The organism is Aeromicrobium sp. CF3.5 (genome assembly GCF_051262695.1).
Classification (GTDB): domain Bacteria; phylum Actinomycetota; class Actinomycetes; order Propionibacteriales; family Nocardioidaceae; genus Aeromicrobium.
In genome coordinates, this window is the sequence record NZ_JBIMEZ010000007.1 from 81836 (window position 1) to 100085 (window position 18250).

Consider the following 18250-nt stretch of genomic DNA (forward strand, 5'->3'; position numbering starts at 1 on the left):
TCGTGGCTGATCCCGCCAGCTACCGTCCGAAGCCGGGCGAGATCCCGGTCGAGCCCGGCGTGTACCGATTCCGCGACGCCGAGCGGCGCGTGATCTACGTCGGCAAGGCCAAGTCGCTGCGACCGCGCCTGAGCTCGTACTTCCAGGACGTCACCAATCTGCACCCGCGGACCCAGCAGATGGTGACCTCGGCGTCCTCGGTCGAGTGGACCGTGGTGACCACGGAGGTCGAGGCGCTCGCCCTGGAGTACTCCTGGATCAAGGAGTACGACCCGCGATTCAACGTCAAGTACCGCGACGACAAGTCCTATCCCTGGTTGGCCGTGACGGTCGGCGAGGACTTCCCGCGCGTCACGGTGATGCGTGGGGCACAGCGCAAGGGTGTGCGGTACTTCGGTCCGTACGGGCACGCCTGGGCCATCCGTGACACGGTCGACACGCTCCTGCGGGTCTTTCCCATGCGCTCGTGCTCCGCAGGCGTGTTCCGGCGGGCCAAGGCCATCGGTCGACCCTGCCTGCTCGGCGACATCGGCAAGTGCGCGGCACCGTGTGTCGGCCGGGTCAGCCCCGATGAGCACCGCGAGATCGTCGGCGACTTCCTGTCCTTCATGGGCGGGCGCACGGGCGGCTTCACCCGTCGCATCGAGACTGACATGTTGGCCGCCTCCGAATCCCAGGAGTACGAGCTGGCGGCCAAGTACCGCGACGACCTCGGCGCGCTCAACCGGGTGCTGGAGAAGCAGACCGTCGTGTTCGGCGACGGCACCGACGCCGACGTGCTCGGGTTCGTCGACGACCCCCTCGAGGTTGCGGTGCAGATCTTCTCGGTGCGCGGCGGCCGCATTCGCGGCCAGCGGGGCTGGGTCGCCGACAAGGCCGACGAGGCGGGCTTCCCCGAGCTCGTGCAGCGCGCGCTCATGACCCTGTACGAAGGCGCGGCCCCGACTGGCATTCCTCGCCAGGTGCTCGTCCCTGCGCTGCCGGCAGACCACGAGGCGGTGTCCGACCTGTTGACCGAGCGACGCGGAGGCCCGGTCCGCATCCGGGTGCCGCAGCGCGGCGACAAGGTCGCCCTCATGGCGACGGTGGAGCAGAACGCCAAGCAGTCCATGGCCCGGCACAAGATGCAGCGCTCGGGTGACCTGACTGCGCGCAGCAAGGCCTTGGAGGAGATCCAGGAGGCCCTCGATCTCCCCGCAGCACCGTTGCGCATCGAGTGCTACGACATCTCCAACCTGCAGGGCACCGAGATCGTCGCCTCCATGGTCGTGTTCGAGGACGGCCTCCCGCGCAAGGCCGAGTACCGCCGATTCACGGTCCGTCACGAGGGTCAGAACGACGTCGCCGCGATGCACGAGGTCATCACTCGTCGCTTCGAACGGCTCATCAAGGCCCGAGCCGAGTTGGCGCAGTCCGAAGACGGGGAGCGCGATCCCGAGAGCGGACCGATCGACCCTGAGACCGGTCGTCCCAAACGATTCGCCTATGCACCGGCCCTGGTCGTGGTCGACGGTGGTCCGCCGCAGGTGGCTGCGGCCCATCAGGCCATGACCGCGCTCGGCATCACCGACGTGGCCCTGGTGGGTCTGGCCAAGCGGCTCGAGGAGGTGTGGCTGCCCGAGGACGAGGATCCGGTCATCCTGCCGCGCACCAGCGAGGGTCTCTACCTCCTGCAGCGGCTGCGCGACGAGGCACACCGATTCGCCATCTCGCACCACCGTGGTCGCCGCAGCAAGTCCATGGTCGACAGCTTGCTGGACCCGATCCCGGGGCTCGGCCCCACGCGGCGCAAAGCGCTGATGAAGCAGTTCGGGTCGGTCAAGAAGATGCGCGCCGCGACGGTCGAGGAGCTGGCCGAGGTGTCCGGCATCGGCCGGTCCACGGCAGAATCGATCGCAGCGGCGCTGGAGACTTCCAGGCCCGAGCCAGCCGTCAACACCGCGACGGGCGAGATCTACGATGACCCGAGCCAGGAGGACACGTGAGCCTACTTCGACAGTTCGTGCTGGTCACCGGAATGACGGGCGCCGGACGCGGCACGGCGGCGAAGGTGCTGGAGAAGCTCGGCTACTACGTCATCGACAACATCCCGCCCGAGGTGCTGGGCGAGGCCGTGCGCACGATTGCCGGAACCGAGGACATCGACCGGCTCGCCGTGGTCGTCGATGCGCGCTCACGCGGGTTCTTCGGCGGGCTCAATGACGAGCTGGAGCGACTGCGGGCTCAGGGGTTCGCCTCGAGGACCTTGTTCCTCGAGGCATCCGATGACGTCCTGGTGAGACGACAGGAAGCGGCCCGGCGCCCGCACCCGCTCAGCCTCGAGGGCCGGCTCATGGACGGTTTCAACCGTGAGCGCGAGCTGCTGCGCGTCCTGCGTGGTCGAGCAGACATCGTCATCGACACCACGACGCTCAACGTGCACCAGCTGACCCAACGCGTGCGGGCAGCCTTCGAGGACGAGGCGACCCAGGGCCTGCGCGCCTCGGTCGTGACGTTCGGCTTCAAGTACGGCATCCCGATCGACGCCGACATGGTCGCCGACCTGCGGTTCCTGCCCAACCCGTTCTGGGTCGATGAGCTGCGCGACCTCAGCGGACTCGACGTACCGGTTCGCGACTACGTGCGTGGCCAACCGCGCGCCGAGGAGTTTCTCGAGCGGTACGAGGGTCTCGTGTCCCTGTTGACCGATGGCTTTCTGCACGAGGACAAGCACTTCTTGACCATCGCCTTCGGCTGCACCGGTGGCCGACACCGCAGTGTCGCGATGGCCGAGGCCTTCGCCGATCGTCTCCGCGGTCGCGGCGTCAACACCTTGGTCGTGCATCGCGACCTGGGCCGCGAATGACACGGCACCCCACACGTCGTGCGGGTCGGCCGTGATCACCCGATCGCCGGAGCTTCTGGAGGCCGAGGATCCTGACGATCAGCGGGTGGTCGCGCTCGGCGGTGGGCACGGGCTGGCCGCGAGCCTCGCTGCGCTGCGGCGCATCACCACCCGGCTGACCGGCGTGGTCACGGTGGCCGACAACGGTGGATCGTCCGGTCGGCTGCGCGAGGAGTTCGACGAGCTGCCGCCCGGCGATCTGCGCATGGCGCTCGCGGCCCTGTGTGGCGACGACGAGTGGGGCCGTACCTGGGCCGACATCCTGCAGCACCGGTTTGCCTCGCACGGGCCGATGGGGGGCCATGCCGTCGGCAATTTGTTGATCACGGCGATCTGGGACCTGCTGGGTGATCACGTGCAGGGGCTCGATCTCGTGGGGGAGCTGCTTGGGGCGCGCGGGCGCGTGCTTCCCATGGCGGCGGTGCCGCTCGACATCGAGGCCGACGTGCAGCGGCGCGATGACCCGCAGCAGCTGACGGTCGTGCGCGGACAGGTGCAGGTGGCGTCCGTCGACGGCCAGGTGGTCACGGTCCGACTCGTGCCGGCCGACCCGCCAGCGTGCCCCGAGGCCGTCGCAGCCGTCCAGGAGGCCGAATGGGTCGTCATCGGGCCGGGGTCCTGGTTCACCAGCGTCATGCCGACCCTGTTGGTTCCCCAGCTGCGCGATGCCCTGATCGAGACCACAGCGAGCCGTGCGCTCGTGCTCAACCTGACCGACGACGACGAGGAGACGCGCGGCCTGAGTCCCACCGATCACCTGGAGGTCCTGGCCGCGCACGCCCCCGACCTGCGCCTCGACGCCATCATCGCCGACCCCTCGCTGGTCGATGCCCACGGCACGCTCGAAGCGGCCGCCCAACGCCTCGGTGCTCGGCTGCATGTGGCGCAGGTGACAGGTGGGGAAAGCCCGGATCAGCACGATCCGGCACGACTGGCTGCCGCCTTCGCCACGGTCATGCGGCAGGCATAGAGTGGCGGCTTACCAGTGAGCCACGAAGCGACGAACAGGGGTGCGACCCTATGGCCATGACGGCCCAGGTCAAGGCAGAACTCGCGAACATTTCAGTCACCAAGGCATGTTGTCGCAAGGCCGAGGTGGCGTCGATCCTGCGCTTCGCGGGCGGACTGCACATCGTCTCGGGGCGCATCGTCATCGAGGCCGAGCTCGACACGTCTGCTGCGGCTCGGCGCCTGCGCAAGGACATCTCGGACATCTACGGGCACGAGAGCGAGATCGTGGTCGCGCAGAACGTGGGGGTCCGCAAGGAGACCCATTACATCGTGCGTGTGTCCAAGGACGGGGAGCTGCTCGCGCGGCAGACCGGTCTGGTCGATGGTGCGGGACGCCCGGTGCGCGGACTCCCGCCCCAGGTCGTCTCCGGTTCGACCTGCGACGCCGTCGCCGCCTGGCGTGGCACGTTCCTCGCGCACGGGTCCCTCACCGAACCGGGCCGCTCCTCGGCCCTGGAGGTCAGCTGCCCCGGCCCCGAGGCAGCGCTCGCGATGGTCGGCGCGGCCCGCCGACTCGGCATCTCCGCCAAGGGCAAGGAGGTCCGCGGCGTCGACCGGGTCGTGATCCGCGACGGTGAGGCCATCGGTGCTCTGTTGACCCGTCTGGGTGCCCACGAGTCCCTCCTGGCGTGGGAGGAACGCCGCATGCGTCGTGAGGTGCGCGCCACGGCCAACCGCCTGGCCAACTTCGACGACGCCAACCTGCGTCGCTCGGCCCGTGCCGCAGTTGCAGCGGGCGCACGCGCACAGCGGGCCCTCGAGATCCTGGCGGAGGACGTGCCGGATCACCTCAAGATGGCCGGCACCCTGCGTGTCGAGCACCGTCAGGCGAGTCTGGAGGAGCTGGGGCGACTGCACGAGCCGGCTCTGACCAAGGACGCCATCGCCGGGCGTATTCGCCGCCTGCTGGCCATGGCCGACAAGCGCGCTGAGGACCTCGGAATCCCCGACACGGACTCCTCCGTCGGCGACGACGCTCTCAGCGACGGGTAGGTCACCTGCGGGTCCCCTTCCGCCCTCCGGACAGGTGACTCGCCCGTAGGGCACGGGGGTGAGTAGGGTTGAACTGTCATCGACCCGACCACCGCAGGAGATCATTCCCCGTGACCGTTCGCGTAGGAATCAACGGCTTCGGCCGCATTGGCCGCAACTTCTTCCGGGCCGTTCGTGCCTCAGGAGCCGACATCGAGGTCGTCGCCGTCAACGACCTGACCGACAACAAGACGTTGGCGATGCTGCTCAAGTACGACTCGATCCTCGGCCGTCTCGATGCTGACGTCACGCACGACGACAGTGCGATCTACGTCGGCGACCAGAAGATCGTCGCATTCGCCGAGCGCGACCCGGCGAAGCTCGACTGGGCCGGTCTGGACGTCGACGTGGTCGTGGAGTCGACCGGATTGTTCACCGACGCCACGAAGGCCAAGGCCCACGTCGACGGCGGCGCCAAGAAGGTCATCATCTCCGCGCCGGCGAAGAACGAGGACATCACGATCGTGATGGGCGTGAACCACGACCTGTACGACCCGGCCGCACACACCGTCATCTCCAACGCGTCGTGCACCACCAACTGCCTCGCGCCGATGGCCAAGGCACTCAACGACTCGCTGGGGATCGAGCGTGGCCTCATGACCACGATCCACGCCTACACGCAGGACCAGAACCTGCAGGACGCCCCGCACTCGGACCTGCGCCGGGCGCGCGCCGCGGCGATCAACGTGGTGCCGACCTCGACCGGTGCGGCCAAGGCCGTGAGCCTGGTCCTGCCCGAGCTGAAGGGCAAGCTCGACGGCTACGCACTGCGCGTGCCCGTGCCCACGGGGTCAGCCACTGACCTGACCTTCACCGCCTCACGCGAGACCACCGTCGAGGAGGTCAACGAGATCGTCAAGGCCGCCGCCGACGGCGCGATGAAGGGATTCCTGGTCTACACCGAGGACCCGATCGTCTCCTCGGACATCGTCACCGATCCTGCGTCGTGCGTCTTCGACTCCGGTCTCACCAAGGTCATCGGCGACCAGGTCAAGGTCGTCGGCTGGTACGACAACGAGTGGGGATACTCCAACCGACTCGTCGACCTCATCACTCACGTCGGCGCGAGCCTGTAGGCGTGAAGGCGGTCTCTGATCTCGGCGACCTGTCGGGCCAGCGCGTCCTGGTCCGCAGTGATCTGAACGTTCCCCTGTCGGGTACGGACATCACCGACGACGGCCGGGTGCGCGCGAGCGTGCCCACCATCGAGCGGCTGGCCTCGGCCGGCGCTCGCGTCATCGTCGTCGCTCACCTCGGTCGGCCGAAAGGGGCCCCGGATCCGGCGTACTCGCTGAAGCCGGTCGCCACCCGACTGGGCGAGCTCCTCGGTGCCGAGGTGCACTTTGCCTCCGACACGGTGGGCGATGACGCCCGCCGCGTGGTCGAGTCACTCGCCGACGGTCAGGTCGCCGTGCTGGAGAACGTGCGCTTCAACGCAGGCGAGACCGCCAAGGACGACGCCGAACGAGGCGCGTTCGCCGATCAGCTGGCCGACCTGGCTGACGTGTTCGTCTCCGACGGCTTCGGCGTCGTGCACCGCAAGCAGGCCAGCGTGTACGACATCGCCTCGCGTCTGCCCGCTGCCGTGGGTGGCCTGGTGCAGACCGAGGTCGAGGTCCTGAAGCGCCTCACCGAGAACCCCGAGGGGCCCTACGCGGTCGTGCTGGGAGGCTCGAAGGTGTCCGACAAGCTCGGCGTCATCGAGAACCTGATCGACAAGGCTGATTCGCTGCTGATCGGCGGCGGCATGGTGTTCACGTTCCTCAAGGCACAGGGCCATGAGGTCGGAACATCCCTCCTCGAGGCCGATCAGCTCGACGTGGCATCGGGCTACATCGAGCGCGCGGCTGCTCAGGGCGTGGACCTGGTCCTGCCGACCGACGTCGTGGTGGCTCCGGCCTTCGCCGACGAAGATGCCTCGGTCGTGCCGGCCGATGCCATGCCGGCCGATCAGATGGGGCTCGACATCGGCCCAGAGTCAGCGGCGCGCTTCGCCGAGGTCATCGGCGCATCACGCACGGTGTTCTGGAACGGTCCCATGGGCGTGTTCGAGATGGCTTCGTTCGACGCCGGGACACGGGCTGTCGCCCTTGCACTCACGCAGATGAACGGCCTGTCGGTGGTCGGTGGCGGCGATTCGGCTGCGGCAGTACGTCAGCTGGGCTTCGACGACGCCCAGTTCGGCCACATCTCCACCGGTGGAGGCGCCAGCCTCGAGTACCTCGAGGGCAAGACTCTGCCCGGCCTCGCGATCTTGGAAGGAACTGACGACTGATGGCAGCAGCCAAGACGTCCGGCCGCACCCCGTTGATGGCCGGCAACTGGAAGTCCCACCTCAACCACCAGGAGGCGGTCGTCCTCGTCCAGAAGCTGGCGTGGACGCTGGAGGACAAGAAGCACGACTTCGCGAGGGCCGAGGTCGTCGTGATCGCGCCGTTCACCGACCTGCGCAGCGTGCAGACGCTGATCGACGGAGATCGACTGCGCATCGGCTACGGCGCGCAGGACGTCTCCGAGCACGACGGTGGTGCGTACACCGGTGAGATCAGTGCAGCGATGCTGGCCAAGCTCGGTTGTGGCTACGTCGTGGTCGGGCACTCCGAACGACGCGAGCACCACGCGGAGACCGACGCCGTGGTCAATGCGAAGGTGCGGCGTGCGATCGCAGCCCAGATCGCTCCGATCGTGTGCGTGGGAGAGGGTCTCGAGGTGCGCCAGGCCGGTGAGCACGTCGCGCACACCCTCACCCAGGTCGACGGATCTCTGGCCGGTCTCGACGATGAACAGATCGCCTCGGTGGTCATCGCCTACGAGCCGGTCTGGGCGATCGGCACCGGCGAGGTCGCGACCCCCGACGACGCCCAGGAGGTGTGCTCGGCGATTCGTGCTCGCATCGCCGAGACCTGGTCGCCCGAGATCGCCGATGCCATGCGTATCCTGTATGGCGGGTCGGTCAAGGCCGCGAACGTGGCGTCGATCATGGTCAAGTCGGATGTCGACGGGGCTCTGGTGGGCGGTGCGAGCCTCCAAGCGGAGGAGTTCGCGGGCATTGCTCGATTCCATGACATGCCGGACCTGTCCGGCGCCTGACCAACGAAGGCCTGACGTGATCCTGACGTTCTCGATCCTGCTCGTGATGAGCAGCCTGCTGATGATCGTCCTCGTGCTGATGCACAAGGGGCGGGGCGGTGGACTGTCCGACATGTTCGGCGGAGGCGCCTCCAGCTCGCTGGGTGGCTCGTCCGTCGCCGAGCGCAACCTCGACCGGATCACGGTCGGCATCGCGGTGATCTGGGTCGTGTGCATCTTCGCGCTCGGCCTGCTGCTGAAGGTGAGCAACTGATGGCCGCTGGCGCCATTCGCGGCAGCCGCATCGGGTCGGGGCCCATGGGCGAGGCCGAGCGCGGCGACGCCGCTCCTCGGCAGACCGTCACGTACTACTGCATCAACGACCATGACACGGTCCTGCACTTCGCGATCGAGGCCACGATGCCCGAGACGTGGGACTGCCCGCGCTGCGGAATGCCGGCCAGCCCCGACGCCAACAACCGCCCCACGGCACCCAAGGTCGCGCCCTACAAGACGCACCTGGCGTACGTGAAGGAGCGCCGCTCCGAGGACGAGGCAGCCGAGCTGCTCACCGAGGCCATCGCGACCCTGCGCGCCAAGCGCAAGTCCGGCGAAGTCATCTTCTGAGTCGACACCGTCACAGGTGTGACGCGGCAGGCTCGTCGAGGATCCAGAGGGTCCGCTCCAGCCCGGTGACGCCGGAGGCCGGGGTCTCGGCCACCGGGCTGCCGGCCACCACCCGGGCGACCGCGTCTGCCTTGCCGTCCCCGGAGACCAGGAACCACACCTCGGCGGAGCGGTTGAGGGCCGGGAAGGTCAGCGTGATGCGCTCAGGTGGGGGCTTGGGGGAGTCGTACACCTCGACGCACGAACGCACCTGCTCGTCGAGCTGCGTGAAGCCGGGGAACAGCGACGCCACGTGACCGTCGGGCCCCAGTCCGAGCAGCACGAGGTCGAACGGCTCACCCGGCAAGCTGGCGCCGTACCCGTCGGCGGCGTCGGACATCGACTGCTCGCCACCATCGTGAGCTGACGCGTCGCGCGCGGGCATCGCGTGCACGTGGTCATCGGGAATGCCGAGGCGGTCGATGAACGCGTCGCGCGCCTGCTGGTCGTTGCGATCCTCGTGCCCCGCGGCCACGAATCGTTCGTCGCCCCACCACAGGTGCACGCGCGACCAGTCCGCGCCGTCGGCCGACAGCTGCTCGTAGGCGGCGATGGCGATGGTGCCACCCGTCAGGACCACGTGGGGTTCGCGCCCCTGCTGCTGTGCCCGAGAGATCGCTTCGGCGAGCCGCTCAGCGATGTCACCGGCCAACGTGTCGGCGTCGGGATGAATGACTCGCTCGGTACTCATGTGTTCTCCAGCAGGTGCTTGACGGTTGCGCCGTAGACCTGGTCGGCGTCGAGTCGACGCAGGTCCTCGGCCAGAAGCTCGGCCATGGTGCGAGGGGCCAGAGGCACGATGCGCGACACCGATCCGGGCACGCTGAACTCACACGTCGTCTCATCGACCCGCTCGATGCGCACCTCGCCGGCCTCGGTCTCCAGCGTCACGATCATGATCTGGTCCGCGTCGACCCGTCTCCACCGGATGGGAACGCCGAGTCGGCTCTCCAACCAGGACTCGAGTAGGACGCCGGCGGGATTGCCCGAGCCGGCCGAGATGCTTCCGCCCGTGACGGGCGACCGCAGCTGGTCCAGTGCAGCTGCCAGGAGCGTGCGCCACGGCGTCAGACGGGTCCAGGACAGGTCCGTGTCGCCGGGGGAGTAGTGCCGGGCGACGCGGGTGAGGTTGCGTACGGGCTGTGACGCAGACTCCGCATCGGTGAGCCGCCGGGTGCCGAGAGATCCCATGGGGTCGGCGGCCGGGTTGCTGGGGGGCGAGCCGGGCCACCACACCACGACCGGAGAATCGGGCAGGAGCAGTGGCAGCACGGCGGACTCGGCGTGCTTGACCAGCTGGCCGGACATGCGCAGCAGGATCGACTCGCCCGAGGTCTCGTTGCCCACGCGGATCTTGGCGTGCAGGTCTGGTCGTCCCGTGCCCTTGCCGAGGATCACGCCGATGACCCGCGCCGGGTGCTCCTTGGACAAGATGGTGGCGGCGGCCAGAGCCTCGGTGACGGTGTCGTCATCGCACACGACGATCAGGGTGAGCACCATGTCCATGGCCGGGCTGCCGGAGGCGAGGCGGGCCCGCACCATCTCGCGGGCGATGTCGGATGAGTTGGTCTGTTCGAGAGTGATCTGCATGATCAGGGCCTTCTCCATCGTCGGCCGTCGCGGGCGATCATCTCATCGGCCGAGGCCGGGCCCCAGGTGCCGGCCCCGTAGGTGTCGATCGACTTCTGGCGTTCCCAGTGCTTGATGATCGGGTCGAGGATCTGCCACGACATCTCGACCTCCTCGTGCCGGGGGAACAGCGGGGGATCGCCGAGCAGAACGTCCAGGATCAGACGTTCGTAGGCCTCGGGGCTGCTCTCGACGAAGGTGCCTCCGTAGGCGAAGTCCATGTTGACGTCGCGGATCTCCATGACAGTGCCCGGCACCTTGGCGCCGAAGCGCAACGTGACTCCCTCGTCGGGCTGGATCCGCATCACCAGGGCGTTCTGCCCCAGCGCCTCGGTGTCATCGCGGCTGAAGGGTTGGTGCGGCGCCCGCTTGAACACCACTGCGACCTCGGTCACGCGGCGGCCAAGACGCTTGCCGACCCGCAGGTAGAACGGCACGTTCGCCCAGCGACGGGTGCCGATGTCGATCCGCATGGCCGCGTAGGTCTCGGTCGTGGAGTCGGCCGGGATGCCATCCTCCTGCAGGTACCCGTCGACGGGCTCGCCGCCGGCCCAACCCTCGGTGTACTGCGCGTGCGCGGTGTGCAGGTCGATGCGCTCGGGCGGCCTCGCGTTGGCCAGGATCTTCTGCTTCTCGATGCGCAGGCTCTTGGCGTCGAAGGAGACCGGCTCCTCCATCGCGATCAGGGCCATCAGCTGCAGGAGGTGGTTCTGGATCACGTCGCGGGCGGCGCCGATGCCGTCGTAGTAGCCGGCGCGGCTCCCGATGCCGATGTCCTCGGCCATCGTGATCTGCACGTGATCGACGTAGTTGCTGTTCCAGACCGGCTCGAACATGTTGTTGGCGAACCGGAAGGCCAAGATGTTCTGCACCGTCTCCTTGCCGAGGTAGTGATCGATGCGGAACACGCTCCCGGGGGCGAAGACCTCACCGACGATCGCGTTCAGCTCCTGTGCGGACTCGAGATCGTGTCCGAAGGGCTTCTCGATGACCACTCGACGCCATGCCTCGGGGTTCACCGCACCGGCGCTGGCCAGACCATGCTGCTTGAGCTTGCCGACCACGGTGCCGAACAGGCTCGGCGGGATCGACAGGTAGAACGCGTGGTTGCCCTGGGTTCCCTGGCTCGCGTCGAGCTCGGCCAGGGTCGCGGTCAGCCGTTCCCAGGCCTCGTCGTCGTCGAAGGAGCCCTCGACGAACCGCACCCCCGAGTACAGCTGCTTCCAGACCGACTCGCGCCACGCAGTCCGAGCGCCGGCGCGCGCGGCCTCGCGGGCGAACTCAGCGAAGTTCGAGTCGCCGAAGTCGTGGCGGGCGAATCCCACCATGGCGAATCCCGGCGGCAGCAGGCCGCGGTTGGCCAGGTCGTAGATCGCCGGGATCAGCTTGCGACGCGCGAGGTCGCCGGTCACCCCGAACAGCACGACACCGCAGGGGCCGGCGATCTGCGGAAGCCGACGGTCCTGCGGGTCGCGCAGGGGATTGGCGTACGCGGCGCGCCGGGTCACTGGAGCGCTTCGCGCACTGTCGCTCCTTGGAGCGCTTCGCGCACGCGGGCCAGGGCGCCGAGGTCGGACAGGTGGAGGCGCAGCACGGGGCGGCCGTGATCACGCAGCACCTGGGCGTCGCCGGCGGCCTGCGAGGCGATGAACGACCCGAAGGTGAAGTCGCGACCCGGCACGGCCAGATCCTCGATCGGGTCGCAGGTGATCTGCACGAACACGCCGTTGGGCGTACCGCCCTTGTGGTACTGGCCGGTGGAGTGCAGGAAGCGCGGCCCCCAGCCGAACGTGACCGGACGCGCCAGGCGGGTGGCGACGTCCTCGCGCACACCGGCCAGGTCGGCCAGGTCGACGCGGTCGAGGTACGCCTGGATCGCGACGTAGCCGTGGTCGAGGTCCAGCTGCCCGAACGTATCGGCGACGGCCTCGGCCACCGTGGTGCGGCTGCTGCCGTAGATCTGCACGTCGCCATCGACAGCATCCGGCTCCGGGGGAGTGGAGGAGCTGCCGAGCAGGTCTCGAGCGGCCTGCTTGGCGCTCTCGACATCGGGCTGGTCGAAGGGGTTGATGCCGATGACGCGGCCAGAGATCGCCACGGCGACCTCCCACAGCAGCATCTGCGCACCGAGCGCACCGGAGATGGCCGCGCTGTAGCCCGAGGCGGAGCTCGGCACGTCGGTGTCATCGAGCGAGCCGGTGTCGCCGACCACGGCGGCCGCGGTCGCCTTGACCAGGTCGCCGACCACGCGCAGGGCGCGCTCACCGCCGCTGGGGTCGAGGTCGCCGACGACGACGAGCACCGAGTCCAACGTGGACGATTCGAAGTTCGGCGCCTTCTCGTCGGGCACGACGACCGGCAAGATGCCCGTGCCGAGCTTGCCGGTGGACTCGGCCACCAGCTGCTCGATCCAGTCCCCGATGCCGTGCCGGGTGCGGTCGGCGATGACGAGCTTGTCGACCTCGTACCGGTGGGCCGTGCCGAGCAGCACGCCCAGCTGCAGCGCAGGGTTCTCGATCTCGTCCGTGGCGAGGTCGGCGGCGGCGTCGGCCGCGTCGTCGAGCAGCTCACCGATGTCGACGCCGGCCAGACCGCTCGGCACCAGACCGAACGCGGTCAGGGCCGAGTAGCGGCCGCCCACGTGCGGGTCGGCGGTGAAGACGCGGTAACCGGCGACGGTCGCCTCGTCGTGGAGAGGTGAACCGGGATCGGTGACGATCACGATGTGCTGGGCCGGATCGAGGTCGGCGTCGCGGAAGGCCTGCTCGTAGGCGCGACGCTGGCTGTCGGTCTCGACGGTGCCTCCGGATTTGCTCGACACCACCACGATCGTGCGCTCGAGCCGATCGGCCAGGGCTGCACGGACCATGTCGGGCTGCGACGAGTCGAGCACCGTCAGCTCGACTCCAGCGGTGTGGCAGATGACCTCGGGCGCCAGGGACGAGCCACCCATGCCGCAGAGCACGACGTGATCGAGACCGCGTCCGTTCAGCTCATCGCGCAGCGCGACGATCTCTTCGACGAGCGGCCGTGACGTGGTGGCCAGCGAGACCCAGGACAGCCGCTTGGCGGCCTCGGACTCGGCGTCGCTGCCCCACAGCGTGGCGTCCTGCGCCGCGAGCCGAGACGCCACCTGGTCGGTGACGGCCTGCTCGAGGGCGGTCTCGAGCTCGTTGCGGTCAGGGGCGGAGAGCCGCAGCTGGACCATGTCAGGCCTTCTCGATCTCAGCCTTGACCGTCTCGAGGAGCTCGGCCCACGAGGCATCGAACTTGTCCAGTCCTTCGTTCTCGAGTCGCTCGACGACCTCGTCGTAGCTGATGCCTTCGGCTGCGAGCCCGTCGATGACGGCCTGCGCGTCCGCGTAGTGCGGGGTGACCTGGTCGCCGGTGACCTCGCCATGATCGGCGAAGGCCTGCATGGTCTTCTCCGGCATGGTGTTGACCGTGTTGCCCACGACCAGGTCGGTGACGTACATCGTGTCGGAGTAGGACGGGTCCTTGACTCCGGTCGATGCCCACAAGGGGCGCTGCCGGTTGGCTCCCTTGGCCAGCAGCGACGCGGCCCGATCCTCGGCAAAGATCTCTTCGTACGCCTGGAACGCAAGCCGCGCATTCGCGACCGCAGCCTTGCCGCGCAGCTCGTGGCCCTCGGGCAGCAAGCCATCCACGTCGGCGTCGACACGGCTGATGAAGAACGACGCGACCGAGTGGATCGTCGACAGGTCGTGGCTGTTCGCCTCGGCCTGTTCCAGGCCGTAGAGGTAGGCGTCCATCACCTTGCGGTACCGATCGAGCGAGAAGATCAGGGTGACGTTGACACTGATGCCAGCCGCGATGGTGGCTGCGATCGCCGGAAGTCCCTGTTCGGTGGCGGGGATCTTGATCAGCAGGTTGGGTCGATCGACCCGGTCCCAGAGCTTCTGGGCCATCTTCACGGTGGCATCGGAGTCACGGGCCACGCCTGGGTCGACCTCGATCGACACGCGGCCATCGACGCCATCGGTGGCGTCGAAGACCGGGCGGAGGACGTCACAGGCGTTCTGCACGTCGGTACAGGTCAGCTCGAAGACCGTGGTGTCGATGTCGGCGCCGGAGGCCTTGAGCTCGGCCACCTGGCTGCTGTAGCGGTCTCCGTCGGACAGGGCCGAGGCGAAGATGGTCGGGTTGGTCGTCACACCGACGACCCCCGACTCGTCGATGAGCTGCTGGAGGTTGCCGGACTCGAGTCGTTCGCGGGACAGGTCGTCGAGCCAGATGGACACACCGGCATCGGCGAGGGCTTGCAGTCGACTGTTCATGAACACTCCTGGGATGTGGGTGTGTTGCGGAATTAGTGGGTGTCGGCCGGACCGATGGGTCCGGCCGGACGAGCGCGGAACGGCGCGGTGGGCACACCACGTGCAGCGGCCATCGTGTCCTTGGCTGCCGCGACGACGGCGTCGGCGGTGAGGCCGAACTCGTCGTACAACTTCTGGTAGGACGCGGACGAGCCGTAGTGATCCAGGCTGACGATGCGGCCTGCATCGCCGACCACGTCGCTCCAGCCCAGCGCCACGCCGGCCTCGACCGAGACGCGGGCGCGCAGAGCCGGTGGGATGACTTCGTCGCGGTAGGACTCGTCCTGCTCCTCGAACCACTCACGACACGGCATGGACACGACGCGTGTCGTGATGCCCTCGGCTGCGAGCGTCTCGCGCGCGGCCACGGCCAGCTGGACCTCCGAGCCGGTCGCCACGACGATGACGTCGGGCTCCTCGCCGTCGGGGGCGTCGAGCAGGATGTAGGCGCCACGGGCGACGTTCTCGGTCGTGGCCCACTGTTCTCCGGTGCTGGCCTGCTCGCCGCGCGGCATGGTGGGCAGGGGCTGCCGGCTCAGGGCCAGTGCGGACGGGCGATCGGTGTGGTTCATCGCGGCCTTCCAGGCAGCGATGGTCTCGTTGCCGTCGGCGGGGCGGATGACGTCGAGCCCGGGGATCGCCCGCAGGGAGGCGAGGTGTTCGACCGGCTGGTGCGTGGGACCGTCCTCGCCGAGGCCGATCGAGTCGTGGGTCCACACGTAGGTGACGGGCAGCTGCTGCAGGGCAGCGAGCCGCACGGCTCCGCGCATGTAGTCGCTGAAGACCAGGAAGGTGCCGCCGTAGACGCGAGTGGGACCGTGCATGGCGATGCCGTTCATGATCGCGCCCATGGCGTGCTCACGGATGCCGAAGTGCAGCACCCTGCCGTACCAGTCACCGGTGAACATCTCGGTGGAGCGGCGCGGGGGCAGGAACGACGGCTCTCCCTTGGGTGTCGTGTTGTTCGACCCCGCGAGATCGGCTGAACCGCCCCACAGCTCGGGCAGCCTCGGCGCGGCTGCGGTGAGGAAGTCGCCGGAGGCGGCCCGTGTCGCCACGCCCTTGGGGTCGGCGTCGTAGACGGGCAGGTCGGCGTCCCAGCCCTCGGGCAGCTCGCGCGACGTGAGTCGATCCAGCAACGTCGCGCCGTCGGAGTTGGCGGTCCGCCAGGCGTCGAAGCCGACCTGCCACTCGGCGTGTGCGGCCTGCCCGCGATCGCGCGCCGACTGCGTGTGGGCGATGACGTCGTCGGCGATGGCGAAGGTCTGCTCGGGATCGAAGCCCAGCAGCTGCTTGGTGGCGGCGATCTCGTCGGCTCCGAGAGCCGATCCGTGTGACGCGCCGGTGTTCTGCTTGCTCGGGGCCGGCCAGGCGATCACGGTGCGCAGACGGATGAAGCTGGGCTTGTCGGTCACGGCCGCGGCCTCCTGGAAGGCGTTCCAGAGGGCCTCGACATCCTCGACGTAACCGGTTCCACCCTGCGTCCAGTCGACCGTCTGCACGTGCCAGCCGTAGGCCTCGTAGCGCGCGGCGACGTCCTCGGTGAAGGCGACGTCGGTGTTGTCCTCGATCGAGATCTCGTTGGCGTCGTAGAGCAGCGTCAGGTTGCCGAGTTCCTGGGTGCCGGCCAGCGAGGACGCCTCGGCGGAGACTCCCTCCTCGAGGTCACCGTCGGAAGCGATGGCATAGATGTGGTGGTCGAACGGGCTCTCGCCCGCTGCGGTGGACGGGTCGAACAGTCCACGCTCGCGCCGTGCGGCCATGGCCATGCCGACCGCGTTGGCGACGCCCTGGCCCAAGGGCCCCGTGGTGAGCTCGACGCCGGGAGTGTGCCGGAACTCGGGGTGGCCGGGGGTCTGGCTGCCCCACTGGCGTAGCTCCTTGAGGTCGTCCAGACCCATCGAGTAACCGGCCAGGTACAGCTGGACGTACTGAGTGAGGCTGGAGTGACCGCACGACAGCACGAAGCGGTCGCGTCCGGTCCAGTCGGGGTCGGTCGGGTCGTGGCGCATGAGCTTCTGGTAGATCAGGTACGCCGCCGGAGCGAGGCTCATCGCTGTTCCGGGGTGGCCGTGGCCAGCCTTCTCCACGGCATCGGCGGCGAGCAGGCGTGCGGTGTCGACGGCCTTCTGGTCGAGATCGGACCAGGTGAGTCCAACGGGTGCTGAGGTCACAGCGAGTGCTCCTGAGGGTGTGTCGGGAACGGAAGTGTGGGGTGCTGGACGGTTGGCACCAACCGTCGACTCCGACCCTACTCGCGTGGCTTAGACTGATGCACGTGAGTGCTGTGGATCAGAACATCGGTCGACGCTCCGGCGAACCCGATCCCGGCAGTCCCTCCTTTCTCGACGTCGGCAAGGCCTACGTGGCCCTGACGAAGCCGCGCATCATCGAGCTGCTGCTGCTGACCACCGTTCCGGTCATGTTCTTGGCGGCGCAGGGGGTGCCCGGTCTGTGGTTGGTCGTGGCGACCACGGTCGGCGGGTATCTGTCGGCCGGCAGCGCCAACGCGCTGAACTGTGTGGTCGACGCCGACATCGACACCAAGATGCGGCGCACCTCGCGACGTCCCCTGGTGCGCCACCAGGTCTCGACCCGCGCCGCACTGGTGTTCGGTCTGATCCTGGGCGTCGTGTCCACCCTGTGGCTGGGGCTGCTGGTCAACTGGTTGTCATCCGGCCTGGCTCTCACCGCCAACGTCTTCTACGTCGTGGGCTACACGATGATCCTGAAGCGCCGCACCTCGCAGAACATCGTGTGGGGCGGCGCCGCTGGATGCTTCCCCGCACTCATCGGCTGGACGGCCGTCACCAACGAGCTCGCCTGGGCCCCGGTCGTGCTGTTCCTCGTGATCTTCTTCTGGACCCCGCCGCACTTCTGGTCCCTGGCCATGCGGTACCGCGAGGACTACTCCGCTGCCGACGTCCCCATGCTGCCGTCAGTGACCACGTCTGACGTCGTCGCACGTCAGATCGTGCGCTACTCGTGGGTCATGGTCGCGACGTCGCTGCTGCTGTGGCCCGTCACCCCGACCGGGTGGTTCTACCCGGTCGCGGCGGTGGTGCTGGGGGCGGTGTTCCTCGTCGAGGCGCACGGTCTGCGGTCGCGTTCTCGCGGCACCGAGGACCTCACGGTGATCAAGCCGATGCGGCTGTTCCACTTCTCGAACGCCTATCTGGCGTTCCTGTTCGTCGCCGCAGCGATCGACCCGTTCCTGCGCTGATGATCCCGGCCGACTGGATCGAGCACCGTCGCTCGTCCGACCGCGAGATCGTCGGCTACGTGGCTCCCACTGGAGACCTGGTGGTCGCCATGTCCCTGTTGGGCACCCCGTTGGGCGAGCCGGGCGACTGGCACGATGCGGAGGAGTGCCTCGACCAGATCGGTCTGAGTCAGCTCGCCGAACCGTGGTGGCTGAGCCACGACGGTGGACCGGATCAGAAGGTAGCCATCGTCGAGGTCGACCGAGAGCACGTGGTCGTGGCCAACGCAGACTTTGCCCTGGTGATCGGCGTTCCGCGCGACATCGGCGATCGCCAGCAGATCGCGGTGCCCACCGACCGTCTGCGTCCGGCTTGACCCGATGTGTTGACGACGACATCACCAAGCGACTCGTTCCACC

At 68.4% G+C, this 18250-nt stretch carries 17 protein-coding genes; 11 read left to right on the plus strand and 6 right to left on the minus strand.

Features of this window, described 5'->3' with window-relative positions; translation table 11 throughout:
- Window positions 1–2 precede the first annotated feature (2 nt).
- From uvrC to ACHAA3_RS13400, 9 genes are all read left to right on the plus strand, one after another.
- A complete protein-coding gene (gene uvrC, locus ACHAA3_RS13360; RefSeq protein WP_435709523.1) occupies window positions 3–1985 on the plus strand; it encodes an excinuclease ABC subunit UvrC in 1983 nt (660 codons plus the stop codon).
- The gene (rapZ, locus tag ACHAA3_RS13365; protein WP_435709524.1) at window positions 1982–2845 is read left to right on the plus strand and encodes an RNase adapter RapZ; all 864 of its coding nucleotides are present in this window, start codon (window positions 1982–1984) and stop codon (window positions 2843–2845) included. Before uvrC ends, rapZ begins: the two co-directional genes overlap by 4 nt.
- Before the next feature lie 31 nt (window positions 2846–2876).
- Window positions 2877–3854, plus strand: coding sequence for a gluconeogenesis factor YvcK family protein (locus ACHAA3_RS13370; RefSeq protein WP_435709525.1), 978 nt, complete (start codon window positions 2877–2879; stop codon window positions 3852–3854).
- A 50-nt stretch (window positions 3855–3904) separates the two neighbouring features.
- The gene (gene whiA, locus ACHAA3_RS13375) at window positions 3905–4888 is read left to right on the plus strand and encodes a DNA-binding protein WhiA (protein ID WP_435709526.1); all 984 of its coding nucleotides are present in this window, start codon (window positions 3905–3907) and stop codon (window positions 4886–4888) included.
- 110 nt (window positions 4889–4998) lie between these two features.
- Window positions 4999–6003: a type I glyceraldehyde-3-phosphate dehydrogenase gene (gene gap, locus ACHAA3_RS13380; RefSeq protein WP_435709527.1), complete on the plus strand. Its 1005-nt coding sequence runs from the start codon at window positions 4999–5001 to the stop codon at window positions 6001–6003.
- Window positions 6004–6005: 2 nt separating this feature from the next.
- Window positions 6006–7202: a phosphoglycerate kinase gene (locus tag ACHAA3_RS13385; RefSeq protein WP_435709528.1), complete on the plus strand. Its 1197-nt coding sequence runs from the start codon at window positions 6006–6008 to the stop codon at window positions 7200–7202.
- Window positions 7202–8017: a triose-phosphate isomerase gene (gene tpiA, locus ACHAA3_RS13390; RefSeq protein WP_435709529.1), complete on the plus strand. Its 816-nt coding sequence runs from the start codon at window positions 7202–7204 to the stop codon at window positions 8015–8017. Before ACHAA3_RS13385 ends, tpiA begins: the two co-directional genes overlap by 1 nt.
- Window positions 8018–8033: 16 nt before the next feature.
- On the plus strand, window positions 8034–8270 hold the full coding sequence (gene secG / locus ACHAA3_RS13395; RefSeq protein WP_435709530.1) for a preprotein translocase subunit SecG: 237 nt from the start codon (window positions 8034–8036) through the stop codon (window positions 8268–8270).
- Window positions 8267–8623, plus strand: coding sequence for an RNA polymerase-binding protein RbpA (locus ACHAA3_RS13400; protein WP_435709629.1), 357 nt, complete (start codon window positions 8267–8269; stop codon window positions 8621–8623). The genes secG and ACHAA3_RS13400 overlap by 4 nt, the downstream gene beginning before the upstream one ends.
- 10 nt (window positions 8624–8633) lie before the next feature.
- Here the strand turns inward: ACHAA3_RS13400 and pgl are convergent, their stop codons facing one another.
- The 6 genes from pgl to tkt are packed head-to-tail and all read right to left on the minus strand — an operon-like array spanning window position 8634 to window position 16802.
- The gene (gene pgl / locus ACHAA3_RS13405) at window positions 8634–9353 is read right to left on the minus strand and encodes a 6-phosphogluconolactonase (protein ID WP_435709531.1); all 720 of its coding nucleotides are present in this window, start codon (window positions 9351–9353) and stop codon (window positions 8634–8636) included.
- Window positions 9350–10270 carry a glucose-6-phosphate dehydrogenase assembly protein OpcA gene (locus ACHAA3_RS13410; protein ID WP_435709532.1) on the minus strand — a complete coding sequence of 307 codons (921 nt, stop codon included), beginning with the start codon at window positions 10268–10270 and terminating at the stop codon, window positions 9350–9352. Before ACHAA3_RS13410 ends, pgl begins: the two co-directional genes overlap by 4 nt.
- Window positions 10255–11799 (minus strand): glucose-6-phosphate dehydrogenase, encoded by a 1545-nt coding sequence (gene zwf, locus ACHAA3_RS13415; protein ID WP_435709533.1) that lies wholly within the window; start codon window positions 11797–11799, stop codon window positions 10255–10257. The genes ACHAA3_RS13410 and zwf overlap by 16 nt, the downstream gene beginning before the upstream one ends.
- The gene (locus tag ACHAA3_RS13420) at window positions 11796–13499 is read right to left on the minus strand and encodes a glucose-6-phosphate isomerase (protein ID WP_435709534.1); all 1704 of its coding nucleotides are present in this window, start codon (window positions 13497–13499) and stop codon (window positions 11796–11798) included. The genes zwf and ACHAA3_RS13420 overlap by 4 nt, the downstream gene beginning before the upstream one ends.
- A gap of 1 nt (window position 13500) precedes the next feature.
- On the minus strand, window positions 13501–14589 hold the full coding sequence (tal, locus tag ACHAA3_RS13425; protein ID WP_435709535.1) for a transaldolase: 1089 nt from the start codon (window positions 14587–14589) through the stop codon (window positions 13501–13503).
- A gap of 32 nt (window positions 14590–14621) precedes the next feature.
- Window positions 14622–16802 carry a transketolase gene (tkt, locus tag ACHAA3_RS13430; RefSeq protein WP_435709536.1) on the minus strand — a complete coding sequence of 727 codons (2181 nt, stop codon included), beginning with the start codon at window positions 16800–16802 and terminating at the stop codon, window positions 14622–14624.
- Window positions 16803–16900: 98 nt separating this feature from the next.
- Between tkt and ACHAA3_RS13435 the strand changes: the two genes are divergently transcribed.
- Entirely contained in the window at window positions 16901–17851 is a 951-nt protein-coding gene (locus tag ACHAA3_RS13435) for a heme o synthase (RefSeq protein WP_435709537.1), read from the plus strand.
- Window positions 17851–18207 (plus strand): hypothetical protein, encoded by a 357-nt coding sequence (locus ACHAA3_RS13440; protein ID WP_435709538.1) that lies wholly within the window; start codon window positions 17851–17853, stop codon window positions 18205–18207. The genes ACHAA3_RS13435 and ACHAA3_RS13440 overlap by 1 nt, the downstream gene beginning before the upstream one ends.
- The last annotated feature ends 43 nt before the right edge of the window (window positions 18208–18250 follow it).